Below are 16,965 nucleotides of genomic sequence, written 5' to 3' on the forward strand. Positions count from 1 at the left end.
ACTTGTCCGACCAGCTCCAGGTACTGAATCCGGCCACCGAAGAGGTCGTCGCCACGGTCCCGGCCGCCACCGCGGCCGACGTGGACGCGGCGGTCGTACGTGCCACGAAGGCGCAGACCGTGTGGTCCGCGCTCGCCCCCGGCGAACGTGCCCGACTGCTGCGCCGGTTCGCCGTCGCCGTCGACGAACACCTCGAAGAACTGGCCCAGCTGGAAGTCCGGGAAGCCGGGCACACCGTCGGCAACGCCCGATGGGAGGCGGGCAACGTCCGCGATCTGCTCGACTACGCCGCCGGGGGAGTGGAGCGGCTGACCGGACAGCAGATCCCGGTTCCCGGCGGCCTGAACGTGACGATCCTCGAACCGCTCGGCGTCGTCGGCGTCATCGCGCCCTGGAACTTCCCGATGCCGATCGCGGCCTGGGGCGCCGCCCCGGCGCTCGCGGCCGGCAACGCGGTCATCCTCAAGCCCGCCGAGACGACCCCCCTGACCGCCCTGCGCCTGGCCGAACTCGCCCTGGAGGCAGGCCTTCCCGAGGGCCTCTTCCAGGTGCTGCCCGGCCACGGGCCCGTCGCGGGCAACGCCCTCGTCGAGCACCCGGGCGTCGCGAAGATCGTCTTCACCGGGTCGACGGCCGTGGGCAAGCAGGTGCTGGCCAAGGGCTCGGCGCTCCTCAAGCGCGTCACCCTCGAACTCGGCGGCAAGAGCCCCAACATCGTCTTCGCCGACGCCGACCTCGAAGCCGCCGCGGCCGCCGCCCCCATGTCCTTCCTCGACAACTCCGGCCAGGACTGCTGTGCCCGCACCCGCATCCTCGTCCAGCGCTCCGCCTACGACCGCTTCCTGGAGCTGCTGAGCCCCGCGATCGAGGCGGTGACGGTCGGTGACCCGGCCGACGAGAAGACCGACATGGGCCCGCTGATCTCCAGGGTCCAGCTGGACCGGGTCCGTTCGTACGTCACCGACGACCTCGACGGCATCCGCGGCAAGGCCCCCGAGGGCCCCGGCTTCTGGTTCCCGCCCACCGTCCTCACCGGCGTCGACCCGCACGCGCGCGTGGCCGTCGAGGAGGTCTTCGGTCCCGTGGCCGTCGTCCTCCCCTTCGAGGACGAGGCCGACGCCGTCCGCCTCGCCAACGCCACCGACTACGGCCTCTCCGGCTCCATCTGGACCCGTGACGTCGGCCGTGCCCTGCGCGTCTCCCAGGCGGTCCGGGCCGGCAACCTGTCCGTCAACTCCCACTCCAGCGTCCGCTACTGGACCCCCTTCGGCGGCTTCAAACAGTCCGGCATCGGCCGCGAGCTGGGCCCGGACGCCCTGACCGCCTTCACCGAGACCAAGAACGTCTTCATCAGCACGGAGGGCTCCGCACAGTGACCGAACAGATTGTCTGCCGACGCCTGGTCGGCCGTACCGCCGTCATCACCGGAGCCGGCAGCGGCATCGGCCTCGCCACCGCCCGCCGGCTCGCCTCCGAGGGTGCCCACGTCGTCTGCGGCGACGTCGACGAGCAGCGCGGCAAGGCGGCCGCGGAGGAGGTCGGCGGAACCTTCGTCAAGGTCGACGTCACCGACCCCGAGCAGGTCGAGGCGCTGTTCAGGACGGCGTACGACACCTACGGCAGCGTCGACATCGCCTTCAACAACGCCGGCATCTCGCCGCCCGACGACGACTCCATCCTGGAGACCGGCCTGGACGCCTGGAAGCGTGTCCAGGAGGTCAACCTCACCTCGGTCTACCTGTGCTGCAAGGCCGCGATTCCCTACATGCGGCAGCAGGGCAGGGGCTCCATCATCAACACGGCGTCCTTCGTGGCGAGGATGGGCGCCGCCACCTCCCAGATCTCGTACACGGCCTCCAAGGGCGGCGTCCTCGCCATGTCCCGCGAGCTGGGTGTGCAGTTCGCCCGCGACGGCATCCGGGTCAACGCCCTGTGCCCGGGACCGGTCAACACCCCGCTGCTCCAGGAGCTGTTCGCCAAGGACCCCGAGCGCGCCGCGCGCCGGCTCGTCCACATCCCGGTGGGCCGTTTCGCCGAGGCCGAGGAGATCGCCGCCGCCGTCGCCTTCCTGGCCAGCGACGACTCCTCGTTCGTGAACGCCACCGACTTCCTGGTCGACGGCGGAATCTCCGGGGCGTACGTCACACCGCTGTAGCCGTCCCACGGACAGCGCCGGCGATGCCTGCGGGCGGCGGCCCCGAGCCGTCGCCCGCACCGCCCCCGGAGCCGTCCCGGCTCACAGGAAGGTGTGGCCCTCACCCCGGTACGTCGGCACGGTCGCCGTGACCGCGTCGCCCTCGACGAGATGCAGCGTGTCGAACCGCTCGCACAGCTCACCGGCCTTGGCGTGCCGGAACCACACCTTGTCGCCGAGCAGGAGATCGTCGGCGGGGGAGCCGAGCAGCGGCGTCTGCACCTCGCCGGGCCCCTCCTGAGGGTCGTACCGCAGGCCCTCCGGCAGATACGGCACCGGGAGCCGGTCGGGTCCGGCCGCACCCGAGGCCGGGTAGCCGCCGCCGAGGACGGTCACCACCCCGACCCCCGGCCGGCGCACGACGGGCTGGGCGAACAGCGCGGCCGGACGCCCGCTGAAGGACGTGTAGTTGTCGAACAGCCGCGGCACGTACAGTCCCGACCCGGCCCCGATCTCCGTGACGCAGTCCTCGGCGGCCGTGAACTGCACACTGCCGGTCCCGCCGCCGTTGACGAACTCCAGCCCCGGCGCCACGGCCCGGACGGCCCGCACCACCTCGGCCCGCCGCTCGGCGAGTTCCCGGCGGGCGGCTGCCTGCATCAGCCGTACGGCACGCGACCGCAGCGGCCGCCCCGCCAAGGAGTCCCCGACCCCGGCGATGTGCCCCTCGTACGCCATGATCCCGACCACCTCGAACCCCGGCCGCCGGGCGACGGCACGGGCCATGTCGGCGACCTGGGCGGGGGAGTGCAGCGGCGAACGCCGGGCGCCGACGCGCACCCGGCCGCCGAACAGCTTCAGCGAGGTGTCCAACTCCAGACAGACCCGCACCACTTCCTGCCCGCCGGCCCGGGCCTCGTCGATCAGCCGCAGCTGAGCCGGGTCGTCGATCATCACGGTGACGGCGGAGGCGAGCTTGGGATCACCGGTCAGCTCGGCGAACCCGGCGCGGTCGGCCGACGGATAGGCGAGCAGGACGTCGTCGAACCCGGAGCGGGCCAGCCACAGGGACTCGGCGAGGGTGAAGGACATCAGGCCCGCGAAGCCGTCCTTCGCGAGGACGCGTTCGAGCAGGGCACGGCAGCGTACGGACTTGCTGGCGACCCGGATCGGCTTGCCGCCGGCCCGGCGGACCAGGTCGTCGGCGTTGGCGTCGAAGGCGTCCAGGTCCACGATCGCGAGTGGGGCGTCGAGATGGGCGGTGGCCCGGTCGTAACGGGCCCGGTCGGCGGCGCGCGCAGTCATGAACGAAGCCTGCCATGCAGGATTACCGCAGGGTAGGGGGATGTTCCGGGCAGATGCACACGGGGTCCCGGACTGGTTCCCGTTCGCCCAGGATCAACCCGTAGAGTGACGCGCACGCATGTGGGGAACATCCCCGGCCGCTCGGCGCGCCGGGATGACGCTCCATCTGTGCGGGTATGCGTGCCTGGTCGGACGAGTCCGCGCCGGGCCGGGCCCAGGGACAACGGCACGACGGCCCCGCGTACGAGGACGGGCCCGGACACGAGGAAACGGGGGGTGCATGAGCACGGAAGCGCGGCGTGCCCCCATCCCTCCACGCCCCTCGACGCCGCCACCGCCCGCCACCCCGCCCCGCCCGTCGACCCCGCCGAGACCCGCGGAGCCTCCGACGTCCGCCGACACACAGGGTGAGCAGCAGGACGGCGGCCCGGATGCGGCCTCCGGTGCGCAGCCCCGCCAGAACCCGAGCGCCGCGGACACCGCTGCGACGGCCCCGCCACCGCCCCGGGCATCGGCACGCTTCCCGGACACCCCGCCGTCGGCCGGACGTCAGGACAGTGGCGGATCGTTGCACCGCGACAGCGCACCCGGCGATACGCCGCCCCGCCCGCCCGAGCGTCCCTCCCCGCCCCGGCGCCCGGCCGCTCCCGCGGAAACGGCGGCGGAGACCACGTTCCGCCTCCGCCCGATCCGGATGACCCCGCCCTCGTCACCGGAGCAGGGCAACCGCCCGTACGCCGAACGCCCCCAGTCGACCGAGCGTCCGCAGGCGGGCTCCGGCAGGGCGCAAGGTCCTGTCGGTACGCCCGCACCGTCCGGCTCCGGCCGGCCGCACGGCTCCGTCGGTACCCCCGCCCAGCCGGGCACCGGGGGCCCGCAAGGCTCCAGCGGTATGCCCGCGCAGGCGAGCTCCGGACCGGCGCCGGGTTCTGCCGGCATGCCCCGGAAGCCGTCCACCGGACCGGCGCACGGCTCCGGCCCCATGCCCCCGCACTCGGCCACCTCCGCCACGCAGGGCCCCGGCGCCATGCCCCCGCACGCGGCTCCCAGCCCCGCGCAGAGCTCGGCCGGCATGTCCCCCAGGCCCGCCACCCGCCCCGGCTCCGCCCCCGGCGAGCCCCCTCGCGGCCCCGCTTCCGTCGCGCTGCCCCCGCAGCGTCCCGCACCCCGGCCCTCGGCAGGGAACGGGTCGGAGGCGCGCGGATACGCGGCCTCGGCCCCCGCCGGGTCCGCGCCCGACACCCAGCACTCCACACACGCCGGCCACTCCTCGAACGGCCACGGCTCCGCCGCGTTCTCCCCGGATCCGTCGCTCTCCTGGAGCGCCCCGATGGCGCCGGGCGGGAGCCCGGGGGCCGGGCGGCCGGTCGTCTCGTTCGGGCAGCCCGAGGGGTACGACGAGCAGGCGCGACCGCGGCCCCTCGGGCTGCGGATCAGGCCGCGGGTCGCCGTGGCAGCCGCCGGCGTCGTGCTCGGGCTGGGGCTCATCGGCGGGGCCGTGACCGGGAGTTGGCTGATCGGCGAGCCCGGCGACGGCGGCACGCAGGACACCTTCGCCACAGCCGGAAGCCTGTGGCACAGCGTTCCCGTCGACCAGCTGTTCCCGCCCACCGTGATCGGCCGGGGCGCCGGCCCCGGTGGCGCCGACCGGACCTGGACGCGGATCGCCGTCGCCCCCGACACGGGCTGCGCGAACGCCTTCGACCCGCTCCTGCGCAAGGCTCTGTCCACCGTCGGCTGCGAGCGCCTCCTGCGCGCCACCTACATCGACGCCACCCAGAGCTACGTCACCACCGTCGGCCTGCTCTTCACCACGGCCGACGCCACCGCCATGCGCTCGCTCGACACCCGCTTCACCAAAGAGGGCCTGGACCGCCGTACGGACCTGATGCCCCGCTCCTACGCCGCGAAGGGCACCCCGGCCGCCGGATTAGGCGACGAACAGCGTGCCTCCTGGACCGTCTCCGTCCTCACCGACGCCCCGGTCGTCGTCTACGCCGTCTCCGGCTGGGCCGACGACCGCACCGTCGACGAGCCCGAGCCCGCCAAGGAGGCGATGGAGTCCGGCGACACCACGGCCGTCGCCCAGGCCGGCCTCGGCCACGAGGCACAGGGTCTCGCCGACCGCGTCGAGCGCTCCCTGCGCAAGAACGTCGGCACGTCCACGGAGCAGCCGTCATGAGCACCCGCACGAACACCGGCATGAACAGTGCGGCGGCCGGCGCCGTGACCAGGACTGTGAAGACCTTCATGACCCGCCGGACCGGCTCCCTCGCCGTCCTCCTCGGCGCCTGCCTCGCCGTCCTGCCGCCCACCGCCGCGCACGCCGACTCCATACGGGCCCAGCAGTGGGCCCTGGACGCCATGCACACCGAGGAGGCCTGGCAGACCACCAAGGGCAAGGGCATGACCGTCGCCGTCCTCGACACCGGCGTGGAGGACGACCACCCCGACCTGGCCGGCAACGTCCTCGAAGGCAAGGACATGGTCGGCTTCGGAGCCCGGCGCGGCGACCGCGCCTGGGCCCGGCACGGCACCGCGATGGCCGGCATCATCGCCGGGCACGGACACGGCGCGGGCAACGGCGACGGCGTCATGGGCATCGCGCCCGAGGCCAAGATCCTCCCCGTCCGCGTCATCCTGGAGGACGGCGACCCCGCCCGCGCCAAGGCCCGCAGCAGCCGCGGCAACGCCCTCGCCGAAGGCATCCGCTGGGCTGCCGACCACGGCGCCGACGTCATCAACCTCTCCCTCGGCGACGACTCCAAGTCCGCCCACCCCGAGGCCGGTGAGGACGAGGCCGTCCAGTACGCCCTGAACAAGGGCTCCGTCGTCGTCGCCTCGGCCGGCAACGGCGGCGAGAAGGGCGACCACATCTCCTACCCGGCCGCCTACCCGGGCGTCATCGCCGCCACCGCCGTCGACAAGTTCGGCACCCGCGCCTCCTTCTCCACCCGCCGCTGGTACGCCACCGTCAGCGCCCCCGGCGTCAACGTCGTCATCGCCGACCCCGACCACAAGTACTACGAGGGCTGGGGGACGAGCGCCGCGGCCGCCTTCGTCTCCGGAGCGGTGGCCCTGGTCAAGTCCGCCCACCCGGGCCTGACCCCGGCCCAGATCAAGAAGGTCCTCGAGGACACCGCACGCAACGCCCCCGCCGACGGCCGCGACGACTCCCGCGGCTACGGCTTCATCGACCCGGCCGCCGCCATCAAGGAGGCCTCCCGCATGGAGCGGGAGAAGCTTCAGCCGGCGGCCTACGGCGAGGAGTACTTCGGCTCGGGTCCCGACGCCGCCGAGTCGGGGGACGACGCGTCGAGTTGGACGGCCCCCCTCGCGGGCGGCGCCGGCGGCCTGCTGCTGGTCTCGGCGGTCGTGGTGTGGCGGGGCCGACGCGGACGCCGCGAGTTCTAGCGGCCGGGTCCGGTGAACACCGACACCGCCGCCCCGGCCGCCGTCTCGACCAGCGAAATCCCCTTCGCCTTCGTCGAGTTGCCGCCGGACAGCACCGCCACCAGATACGCGCGGCCGTCCACGGTCACCCGCCCGATGCTGTTGATGTCCCACAGCCCGGTGGCTGTACGCGGCAGCCAGCCGTTCTTCAACGCCCACGCGGAGCCGTCGGCCACGGCCGACACGCCCCATTGCTGGTCGACGGCGATCTCCCCCATCAGCCCCCGCAGATACGACCGTGAGGCCTCGCTCAGCTCCGAGTCCTCCCCGAACACCTGCTGCAACAGCCGCAGTTGATCGTCGGCGGTGGTCTGCGTCAGCCCCCACAGCATCCCGTCACCGCCCTCGGTCGCGGTGAGCCCGAGCCGCTCGTTCGCGGCGTCCAGCCCCGCCGCCTCCCCGATGGCCCGCCACAGCTGAGATGCGGAGGCGTTGTCGCTGTTCTGGATCATCGCGGTCGCGTACGACTTCTCCGTCGCTGTCAGCTGTCGCCCCGCGTCCTGTGCCTGGAGCAGCAGCGCCGCCAGAATGTCGACCTTGACGACGCTCGCCGTGTCGAAGCTGCCGCTGCCGTACGTGGCGCTCTCACCGGACTCCGGATCCAGCACCGCCACGGACACCTCGGCGCCCTCCTCGACGGTCACCGGCGCCATGGCCTTGGCGAGGGCCGCGTCGTGGTCCACCGCCGGCTGTGCCACGGGTTCCACGGAAGCCTCCTCGCCTGCCTGAACCGACACCGACGCCGACGATACGGGCCTCCCGCCCGAGTGCGCCTGAGCCTTCACATACACGGTCCCGGCGGCCGCGCCGCCGACGACGGTGAGGAGGGCGAGCGCGGTGAACAGCAGTGGCCGGCGTCGCCGACGGGCGCGAGCTCTGGGGGACTCCATCCCGCGATCGTCGGGGCGGCGACTGTGCGGGCCGTTAGACGGACGTTAGATCTGTGTCAGGGAGAACTGAGAATCCGGTGAGGGCGTCACAGCGAGGTTTCCGGGGCCGCACAAGCGCAGCAGCATCCCCCCGATAGGGTCGGTGACCGTGGCGAACAAGAACATTCCCGACTCTCTCTTCTCCGACGACGACGGCTCCGCCGACCCCCGGCTGAGCGCCGCGCTCGCCGCCTGGGCCGAGGACCGCACTGCCCAAGGCCCGGTCCTGGAGGCGCTCAAGGCTGCCCGGCTGCTCGTCCCGGTCGTGGCCGTGCTCGGCGAGGTCGAGGAGGACGAGAACGGGCTGCGCCGTGAGAAGACCAGCGACATGGCCGTACCGACCCTGAAGGCCGGCGAGCGCACCGCCCTGCCCGCCTTCACGTCCACCGAGTCGCTCGCCCGCTGGGACCCGGCGGCCCGCCCCGTCGCCGTCCCTCTGCACCAGGCCCTGCAGGCCGCGGCGCACGAGAAGGCGGACACGATCGTGCTGGACATGGCCGGCCCGGTGCCGTTCGAGCTGTCGGGGCGCTCACTGCTCGCGCTCGCCGAGGGCCGTACGACGACCGACCCGCTCACCGACCCGGCCGTGCTGGCGGCCGTACGCGCCGCCGTCGCCGCCGAGCCCGCCGTCCTGCGCGCCCACCTCGGCCCGGGGCAGGCCGACGGCACCCTCGCCCTCGTACTGGACCCGTCCGCGCCCCCGGCCCAGGCCGCGCGGGCGGTGGCGGAGCGCCTCGCCGCCGACGCAACACTGAGGGCCCGCCTGGTGCACGGCCTCGATCTGGCACTGCTGCCGACCGAGGCGACGCCACCGGGCGAGCCCCTGTTCGTACGCGGATGAGCGGACGGATCCAGCGGACGGACCCGCCGCCGGGCTAGCCGTAGATCGGGCCGGTGTACTTCTCGCCCGGGCCCTGGCCCGGCTCGTCCGGGACGATCGACGCCTCGCGGAAGGCCAGCTGCAGCGACTTCAGACCGTCACGCAGCGGCGCCGCGTGGAAGGAGCTGATCTCGGTCGCGCTCGCGTCCAGCAGACCGGCGAGGGCGTGCACGAGCTTGCGTGCCTCGTCCAGGTCCTTGAACCTGTCGCCCTCCTCGGTCAGACCGAGCTTCACGGCGGCGGCGCTCATCAGGTTGACGGCGACCGTCACGATCACCTCGACCGCCGGGACCTCGGCGATGTCGCGGGTCATCTCGTTGAAGTCGGGCTGCTCGGCGGAGCCGGAGGGGGAGGTCTCACTCATGCCTGACACGATAGGTGCCGTGGCGGCCCGGCCCCCAGTTGGCCTCGGTTAGCCCTTCCCTTCCGGAGCTGCTAACCTTGTGTGACGACCGGCTGGACGACCCATGAGCAGTGAGGGTGTCCGGCCCACAAGTGGAGGCTCCGATCTCCCACCTGACCGTCCCCCGGGACGGCGGGTCACCCCGGTCAGGCGGCCACCATCGTTCCGTACGGACGATGGAGTCGCCCGAATGTGCGCCCCGCGGCCATCGCGGCGGTGCTCCGGTAGTGCTTAGGAGCCCCGCCTGTGATCGTCCGGGGCATTTTTTGTGCTTCGGCGCGGTTAGGTCGGTCTAGAAGAGACATACGCGGCTGTCCGCCAGACCGCCGTGTGGTGCTAACCGAGGAGGATCCATCAGCGCCGAGCCCCGCATCAACGACCGGATTCGCGTTCCCGAGGTGCGACTTGTCGGTCCCAGTGGCGAGCAGGTGGGCATTGTCCCGCTGGCCAAGGCACTGGAGCTTGCGCAGGAGTACGACCTGGACCTGGTCGAGGTCGCGGCGAACGCCCGTCCGCCCGTGTGCAAGCTCATGGACTACGGGAAGTTCAAGTACGAGTCGGCCATGAAGGCCCGTGAGGCGCGCAAGAACCAGGCGCACACGGTCATCAAGGAGATGAAGCTCCGGCCGAAGATCGACCCGCACGACTATGACACCAAGAAGGGTCACGTCGTCCGGTTCCTCAAGCAGGGCGACAAGGTCAAGATCACGATCATGTTCCGTGGTCGCGAGCAGTCCCGGCCCGAGCTGGGCTACCGACTGCTGCAGCGGCTCGCGACGGACGTCGAGGACCTCGGGTTCGTGGAGTCGAACCCGAAGCAGGACGGCCGCAACATGATCATGGTTCTCGGTCCGCACAAGAAGAAGACCGAGGCGATGGCCGAGGCCCGCCAGGCGCAGGAAGCCCGCAAGGCAGACGCGAAGGCCAACCCCGGCAAGTCGCAGAACGCCGCGGAGTCCGAGGACGCCGAGGACGCCGCGGAGTCCGAGGACACCGTGGACACCGAGGCACCTGCCGAGGCTTCCGCCGAGGCGTGATCCCGGGGGACGCGAGTCCCCAGGACGTAACCGATACAACAGCGACGTTCCACCGTGCCCGGTTTCACGACCGGGCACCGGAACGCCACCGACGAGGAGAGAACGGCGCTATGCCGAAGAACAAGTCGCACAGCGGTGCCAGCAAGCGCTTCAAGATCACCGGCTCCGGCAAGGTGCTCCGTGAGCGCGCCGGCAAGCGCCACCTGCTCGAGCACAAGTCGTCCCGCGTGACGCGCCGCCTGACCGGCAACGCCGAGATGGCCCCGGGCGACGCCGCGAAGATCAAGAAGCTTCTCGGCAAGTGACATCGGGGCGCGGAACCACTTCGCGCCTGATCTCTGACCGGGACCCAATCGATACCGGGTCGTGTGAGTCCAACCGCGGCCCCGCTACAAGGAGTTAAAAAGTGGCACGCGTCAAGCGGGCAGTGAACGCCCACAAGAAGCGCCGGGCGATCCTCGAGCAGGCCTCCGGCTACCGCGGTCAGCGTTCGCGCCTGTACCGCAAGGCCAAGGAGCAGGTCACCCACTCGCTGGTCTACAACTACAACGACCGCAAGAAGCGCAAGGGTGACTTCCGCCAGCTGTGGATCCAGCGCATCAACGCCGCTGCCCGCGCCAACGGCATCACGTACAACCGCTTCATCCAGGGTCTGAAGGCCGCCAACGTCGAGGTCGACCGCAAGATCCTCGCCGAGCTGGCCGTCAACGACACGAACGCGTTCGCCGCGCTCGTCGAGGTTGCCCAGAAGGCGCTGCCGGCGGACGTCAACGCCCCCAAGGCGGCCTGACGCCGACGCTCGGCCCAGCCGACGTGACTGAGGGACCCGCAGGCTGAGAAGGCCTGCGGGTCCCGCTGTGTCCGCGACCCTCAGAACTCCAAGGTGAACCCATGCCCCCCGCCACCCCCGAGCTGATCTCCCCCCGTTCCCCCCGGGTCTCCGCCGCCCGGCGGCTGGCCAAGCGGAACTTCCGGGGCAAGGAGCGGCTGTTTCTCGCGGAGGGGCCGCAGGCCGTGCGGGAGGCGGCCGCGCACGACGGCACGCTGGTCGAGCTGTTCGCCACACTGGAGGCCGCCGAGCGGTACGCCGACATCGTGGGGGAGGCCCGGGACGCGGGCGCCCGTGTCCACCTCGCCTCCGAGCAGGTCATCGCCGACGTCTCGACCACCGTGACGCCTCAGGGGCTCGTCGGCGTCTGCCGGTTCATCGACACCCCCTTCGAGGAGATCCTCGCCGCCCGGCCCAAGCTCGTCGCCGTGCTCGCGAACGTGCGGGACCCCGGGAACGCCGGGACCGTGCTGCGATGCGCCGACGCCGCAGGCGCCGAGGCGGTCGTCCTCACCGACGCGTCCGTCGATCTCTACAACCCCAAGGCCGTACGAGCCTCCGTCGGATCGCTGTTCCACCTTCCCGTCGCCGTCGGCGTGCCCGTCGAGCGGGCCGTGGCCGGGCTCAAGGACGCCGGGGTGCGGATTCTCGCCGCCGACGGGGCAGGCACGGACGATCTCGACGACGAACTCGACAAGGGCAGCATGGGCGGCCCGACCGCCTGGGTGTTCGGGAACGAGGCCTGGGGGCTTCCGGAGGAGACGCGTGTCCTGGCCGACGCCGTCGTGCGCGTCCCGATCCACGGGAAGGCGGAGAGCCTGAACCTCGCGACCGCCGCCGCCGTATGTCTCTATGCGTCGGCCCGTGCACAGCGCGCCTCCGGAGGGTGCCGCACCGTCACCGAGAGCTAGTAGGGTGACCAGCTCGGGGGCCCCTCAGTCGTCGTGAGAGGTGGGGTACGGGGATGAGTGTCGGCACGAGCAGCGCACCGGGGGCACGGGAGGTGCGGCGGCCGTCCGCGTCCCGGCCCGGTGATCTCGCCGAGCTCGGTATCGATCCCGACGACCTGCCCGACGGCCTCGTCGTCGCCGACGAGCACGGGCACGTCATCTGCTTCAACGCCGCCGCCGAGCGCATCACAGCCGTCCGCGCCGCCGACGCCCTCGGGCAGCGGCTGGAGAAGGCGCTGCCGTTAGAGGACCTGGAGGGGCGGCGCTGGTGGCAGCTGACGGATCCGTACGGCGGCCTCGCCATCCGCCGTCGGCAGCCCGAGCGCAATCTCCTCCTGCCGGGCGGGCGGGAGGTGCTCGTCTCGGTGCGGTACGTCCGTGGCGAGCCGACCGGACCCGTCCGCCGCGTCGTCGTCTCCCTGCGTGACACCGAGGCCCGCCGCCGTACCGAGCGCAGTCACGCCGAGCTGATCGCCACCGTCGCGCACGAGCTGCGTTCGCCGCTCACCTCCGTCAAGGGCTTCACCGCAACGCTCCTCGCCAAGTGGGCACGGTTCACCGACGACCAGAAGCGGCTCATGCTGGAGACCGTCGATGCCGACGCCGACCGGGTCACCCGGCTCATCGCCGAGCTGCTCGACATCTCGCGCATCGACTCCGGGCGCCTGGAGGTGCGCCGCCAGCCCGTCGACATGGGCGCGGCCGTCGGGCGGCACATCCAGGCCTACGTCGCCGCCGGCCAGCCCGCCGACCGGTTCCTCCTGCGGGTCGAGCAGCCGCTGCCCGACCTGTGGGCCGACCCCGACAAGATCGACCAGGTGCTCAGCAACCTCATCGAAAATGCCGTGCGGCACGGCGACGGAACGGTCACCATTGACGTCACGGCCACGGCATCCCCCCGCGAGGGCGAGGACACCGGCACGTCGGTCACGGTGAGCGACGAGGGGCCCGGCATCCCGGAGGAGTCCATGAACCGCGTCTTCACCCGCTTCTGGCGGGGCAGCAAGCGCGGCGGCACGGGCCTCGGGCTCTACATCGTCAAGGGCATCGTCGAGGCTCACGGCGGCGCCATCGAGGTCGGCCGCGCCTCAGGCGGCGGCGCGCAGTTCCGATTTACGTTGCCCGTGGCGGCACCGGCGTATCTCACCTGAGATCCGGCCCCGCCCCCACGGGCGCATTCGCATTCCTCAACCCCGTTAGACTCGGCCTTTGGCACCTTTGTGTCCCAAAAACCGTGACGATCTGTCCACGAGTCGGTACGGGGACCTTCAGCCAGCCAACCGGAAGCACGGGAAGAGATGTCGGCACCGAATAAGTCGTACGACCCTGTCGAGGTCGAGGCGTTGAAACCGGAAGAGATCGAGCGCATGCGGGACGAGGCGCTCGCCGCCTTCGCCGCCGCGGACTCCCTCGACGCGCTCCAGGAGGCCAAGGTCGCCCATACCGGCGGCACGTCCCCGCTGGCGCTCGCCAACCGCGAGATCGGCGCCCTGCCCCCGCAGGCCAAGGCGGAGGCCGGCAAGCGCGTCGGCCAGGCCCGCGGCGCCGTGAACAAGGCGCTCGCCGGCCGTCAGGCCGAGCTGGAGGCCGAGCGGGACCAGCGCGTGCTGGTCGAGGAGGCGGTGGACGTCACGCTGCCGTACGACCGCGTACCGGCCGGCGCCCGCCACCCGCTCACCACGCTCTCGGAGCGCATCGAGGACGTCTTCGTGGCCATGGGCTACGAGGTCGCCGAGGGCCCCCAGGTCGAGGCGGAGTGGTTCAACTTCGACGCCCTCAACATCGGCCCGGACCACCCGGCGCGCGGGGAGGCCGACACGTTCTTCGTGCAGGGCCCCGACGGCGGCACCGAGTCCGGCCTCGTGCTGCGCACCCACACCTCGCCCGTGCAGGTCCGCTCGCTGCTCGACCGTGAGCTGCCGGTGTACGTGATCTGCCCCGGCGTGGTCTACCGCACCGACGAGCTGGACGCCACGCACACCCCGGTCTTCCGCCAGGTCGAGCTGCTGGCCGTGGACGAGGGCCTGACCATGGCCGACCTCAAGGGCACCATGGACCACATGGTCCAGGCCCTGTTCGGCGAGGGCATGAAGACCCGGCTCAGGCCGAACTTCTTCCCCTTCACCGAGCCGTCCGCCGAGATGGACATGGTCTGCTACGTCTGCCGCGGCGAGTCCGTCGGCAACCCCGACCGGCCCTGCCGTACCTGCTCCTCCGAGGGCTGGATCGAGCTCGGCGGCTGCGGCATGGTCAACCCGCGGGTGCTCAAGGCCTGCGGCGTCGACCCGGAGAAGTACAGCGGCTTCGCCTTCGGGTTCGGCATCGAGCGGATGCTGATGTTCCGCCACAACGTCGAAGACATGCGAGACATGGTCGAGGGTGACGTCCGGTTCACCCGGCCGTTCGGGATGGAGATCTGATGCGGGTCCCGCTTTCTTGGCTGCGGGAGTACGTCGACCTGCCGGCGACGGAAACCGGCCGCGACGTCCAGGAGAAGCTCGTCTCGGCCGGCCTGGAGGTCGAGACCGTCGAGCACCTCGGAGCCGACCTCAAGGGCCCGCTCGTCGTCGGCAAGGTGCTGACCATCGAGGAGCTGACGGAGTTCAAGAAGCCGATCCGCTTCTGCACCGTCGACGTCGGCCAGGCCAACGGCACCGGTGAGCCGCAGGAGATCGTCTGCGGCGCGCGGAACTTCCAGGTCGGCGACAAAGTCGTGGTCGTTCTCCCCGGCGCCACACTGCCGGGTGGCTTCTCGATCTCCGCGCGCAAGACGTACGGCAAGACGTCCCACGGCATGATCTGCTCCAGCGACGAACTGGGCATGGGCGACGACGGCACCAAGGGCATCATCGTGCTGCCGCCGGAGACCGAAGTCGGCAAGGACGCCATCGAGCTGCTGGAACTGGTCGACGAGGTCCTGGACATCGCCGTCACCGCCAACCGCGGCGACTGCCTGTCCATCCGCGGCGTCGCCCGCGAGGCCGCCATCGCCTACGGCCTCCCGCTGCGCGACCCGGCCCTCATCGACGTGCCCGGCCCGAACGCCTACGGCTACCCCGTGCAGGTCTCCGACCCGATCGGCTGCGACCGCTTCACGGCCCGCACGGTGAGCGGCCTGAGCCCCGAGGTGCGCTCCCCGATCTGGCTGCAGCGCCGCCTGCAGAAGGTCGGCATGCGCCCGATCTCGCTCGCCGTCGACATCACCAACTACGTGATGATGGAGCTCGGCCAGCCGCTGCACGCCTACGACCGAAATCTGGTCCAGGGCACCATCGGTGTGCGCCGCGCGCAGGAGGGCGAGAAGCTCGTCACCCTCGACGGCACCGAGCGCAAGCTGCACGTCGAGGACCTGGTCATCACCGACGAGCGCGGCCCGATCGGCCTCGCGGGCGTCATGGGCGGCGCCCACACCGAGATCGCCGACCACGACGACGTGGAGAACGCGTCGACCGAGGTCGTCATCGAGTCCGCTCACTTCGACCAGGTGTCGATCGCGCGCACGGCCCGCCGCCACAAGCTGTCCTCCGAGGCGTCCCGCCGCTACGAGCGCGGCGTCGACCCGGCTGCCGCGGCGGCTGCCGCCCAGCGCACCGTCGACCTGCTGGTGCTGCTCGCGGGCGGCACCGCCGAGGGCGGCGTCACCGAGGTCGTCGCGCCGTCCGCGCCGCACACCATCACCACCCCGGCCGACCACCCGGACAAGGTCGCGGGCGTGGAGTACGGCCGCGAGACCGTCGTACGGCGGCTGCAGGAGATCGGCTGTGACGTGTACGGGCAGGACGAGCTGATCGTCACCGTGCCGTCCTGGCGCCCCGACCTGCTGGAGCCGAACGACCTGGCCGAAGAGGTCATCCGCCTGGAGGGCTACGAGAACCTGCCCTCCACGCTGCCCAAGCCGCCGTCCGGCCGCGGCCTGACGTACCGCCAGCGGCTGCACCGCCGGGTCGGCCGCGCGCTGGCCGGCGCGGGTTACGTCGAGGCGCCGAACTACCCCTTCGTCAGCGAGCAGGTCTTCGACCAGCTCGGCCTGGAGGCCGACGACCCGGCCCGCCGCGTCGTGAAGCTGGTCAACCCGCTCAACGACGAGGAGCCCGCGCTGCGTACGTCGCTGCTGCCGGGTCTGCTCGGTGCGCTGCGCCGCAACGACGGCCGGGGCTCGCACGACCTGGCCCTGTTCGAGACGGGCCTGGTCTTCCAGCCGCTGGCGGAGCAGCGCGTCGCCGGGCACCTGCCGGTCGACCGCCGCCCGACCGACGAGGAGCTCGCCGCTCTGAACGCCGTGCTGCCCGAGCAGCCCCGGCACGTGGCCGTCGTCCTCGCCGGTGCGCGCGAGCAGGCCGGCTGGTGGGGCAAGGGCCGCCCGGCCGACTGGGCCGACGCCGTGGAGGCGGCGCGTGCCGTCGCCCTCGAAGCGGGCGCCGAACTGATCGTGCGGGCCGGGCAGTACGGGCCGTGGCACCCGGGCCGGTGCGCCGAGCTGGCGATCACCGTCGACGGTGCTCCGCGGGTCGTCGGTCACGCCGGTGAGCTGCACCCGAGGGTGCTCAAGGCGCTGGGCCTTCCCGGGCGTACCTGTGCGATGGAGCTGGACCTGGACGCGCTGGAGCAGGTCGGGGACGGTGTGCCGCAGGCGCCGAGCATCTCCACGTTCCCGGTCGCCACGCAGGATGTCGCCCTTGTCGTCGACAAGCCGGTGCCGGCCGCGGAGGTCGAGGCCGCGCTGCGTGAGGGGGCGGGCGGACTGCTTGAGGGGATCCGGCTGTTCGACGTGTACGTCAATGACGAGCAGCTCGGTGACGGGAAGAAGTCGCTGGCGTACGCGCTGCGCTTCCGCGCGGGGGATCGGACGCTGACCGTCGCTGAGGCGTCGGCTGCCCGGGACGCTGCGGTGGCCCTCGCGGGCGAGCGGACGGGTGCGGTGCTCCGGGGTTAGTTCGCCCAAGGGGTGGGGGACTGCTGTTTGTTCGGCGGCTGCGGGTAGTCCGTGGCCGGTCGTGCCCACGCGGCGGAACCGCATATCGACACAGTCCCGCGCCCCTTGTGGG

14 protein-coding genes and 1 pseudogene are annotated in these 16,965 nt (G+C 72.1%); 12 read left to right on the forward strand and 3 right to left on the reverse strand.

Annotated elements, in window-relative coordinates; genetic code table 11:
• Positions 1–2: 2 nt before the first annotated feature.
• Together OG331_RS38920 and OG331_RS38925 are read left to right on the forward strand one after the other, a co-directional pair.
• Complete coding sequence (locus tag OG331_RS38920) at positions 3–1,376, forward strand: aldehyde dehydrogenase family protein (RefSeq protein WP_406205573.1); 1,374 nt, start codon at positions 3–5, stop codon at positions 1,374–1,376.
• Complete coding sequence (locus tag OG331_RS38925) at positions 1,373–2,155, forward strand: 3-oxoacyl-ACP reductase (protein WP_406205576.1); 783 nt, start codon at positions 1,373–1,375, stop codon at positions 2,153–2,155. Before OG331_RS38920 ends, OG331_RS38925 begins: the two co-directional genes overlap by 4 nt.
• A gap of 81 nt (positions 2,156–2,236) precedes the next feature.
• Here the strand turns inward: OG331_RS38925 and OG331_RS38930 are convergent, their stop codons facing one another.
• Positions 2,237–3,439, reverse strand: a complete 1,203-nt coding sequence (locus OG331_RS38930) for an amino acid deaminase/aldolase (protein ID WP_406205578.1) — start codon at positions 3,437–3,439, stop codon at positions 2,237–2,239.
• Positions 3,440–3,719: 280 nt separating this feature from the next.
• On the opposite strand from OG331_RS38930, the gene OG331_RS38935 reads away from it, so the two are divergent.
• Both OG331_RS38935 and mycP read left to right on the forward strand, forming a co-directional pair.
• Positions 3,720–5,621 (forward strand): hypothetical protein, encoded by a 1,902-nt coding sequence (locus tag OG331_RS38935; RefSeq protein WP_406205581.1) that lies wholly within the window; start codon positions 3,720–3,722, stop codon positions 5,619–5,621.
• A 68-nt stretch (positions 5,622–5,689) separates the two neighbouring features.
• A complete protein-coding gene (mycP, locus tag OG331_RS38940) occupies positions 5,690–6,853 on the forward strand; it encodes a type VII secretion-associated serine protease mycosin (protein WP_406210592.1) in 1,164 nt (387 codons plus the stop codon).
• On the opposite strand, the gene OG331_RS38945 is transcribed toward mycP, so the two are convergent.
• The gene (locus OG331_RS38945) at positions 6,850–7,782 is read right to left on the reverse strand and encodes a serine hydrolase (protein ID WP_406205584.1); all 933 of its coding nucleotides are present in this window, start codon (positions 7,780–7,782) and stop codon (positions 6,850–6,852) included. The genes mycP and OG331_RS38945 overlap by 4 nt on opposite strands.
• 148 nt (positions 7,783–7,930) lie before the next feature.
• Here OG331_RS38945 and OG331_RS38950 point away from each other — a divergent pair, with 148 nt between their 5' ends.
• A complete protein-coding gene (locus tag OG331_RS38950) occupies positions 7,931–8,662 on the forward strand; it encodes an SseB family protein (RefSeq protein WP_406205587.1) in 732 nt (243 codons plus the stop codon).
• 34 nt (positions 8,663–8,696) lie between these two features.
• Here the strand turns inward: OG331_RS38950 and OG331_RS38955 are convergent, their stop codons facing one another.
• Complete coding sequence (locus OG331_RS38955; protein ID WP_406205590.1) at positions 8,697–9,065, reverse strand: DUF1844 domain-containing protein; 369 nt, start codon at positions 9,063–9,065, stop codon at positions 8,697–8,699.
• Positions 9,066–9,432: 367 nt separating this feature from the next.
• Here OG331_RS38955 and infC point away from each other — a divergent pair.
• From infC to pheT, 7 genes and pseudogenes are all read left to right on the forward strand, one after another.
• Positions 9,433–10,141, forward strand: a pseudogene (gene infC / locus OG331_RS38960) (translation initiation factor IF-3).
• Positions 10,142–10,251: 110 nt separating this feature from the next.
• Positions 10,252–10,446 (forward strand): 50S ribosomal protein L35, encoded by a 195-nt coding sequence (rpmI, locus tag OG331_RS38965; protein ID WP_003977225.1) that lies wholly within the window; start codon positions 10,252–10,254, stop codon positions 10,444–10,446.
• A 101-nt stretch (positions 10,447–10,547) separates the two neighbouring features.
• Positions 10,548–10,931 (forward strand): 50S ribosomal protein L20, encoded by a 384-nt coding sequence (rplT, locus tag OG331_RS38970; RefSeq protein ID WP_187750653.1) that lies wholly within the window; start codon positions 10,548–10,550, stop codon positions 10,929–10,931.
• A 101-nt stretch (positions 10,932–11,032) separates the two neighbouring features.
• Positions 11,033–11,881 (forward strand): TrmH family RNA methyltransferase, encoded by an 849-nt coding sequence (locus tag OG331_RS38975; RefSeq protein WP_406205595.1) that lies wholly within the window; start codon positions 11,033–11,035, stop codon positions 11,879–11,881.
• A gap of 53 nt (positions 11,882–11,934) precedes the next feature.
• Positions 11,935–13,071 carry an ATP-binding protein gene (locus OG331_RS38980; protein WP_328882795.1) on the forward strand — a complete coding sequence of 379 codons (1,137 nt, stop codon included), beginning with the start codon at positions 11,935–11,937 and terminating at the stop codon, positions 13,069–13,071.
• A gap of 147 nt (positions 13,072–13,218) precedes the next feature.
• On the forward strand, positions 13,219–14,340 hold the full coding sequence (gene pheS, locus OG331_RS38985) for a phenylalanine--tRNA ligase subunit alpha (protein ID WP_406205599.1): 1,122 nt from the start codon (positions 13,219–13,221) through the stop codon (positions 14,338–14,340).
• On the forward strand, positions 14,340–16,853 hold the full coding sequence (pheT, locus tag OG331_RS38990; RefSeq protein WP_406205602.1) for a phenylalanine--tRNA ligase subunit beta: 2,514 nt from the start codon (positions 14,340–14,342) through the stop codon (positions 16,851–16,853). The genes pheS and pheT overlap by 1 nt, the downstream gene beginning before the upstream one ends.
• Positions 16,854–16,965 lie beyond the last annotated feature (112 nt).

The organism is Streptomyces sp. NBC_01017, assembly GCF_045162795.1.
Classification (GTDB): domain Bacteria; phylum Actinomycetota; class Actinomycetes; order Streptomycetales; family Streptomycetaceae; genus Streptomyces; species Streptomyces machairae.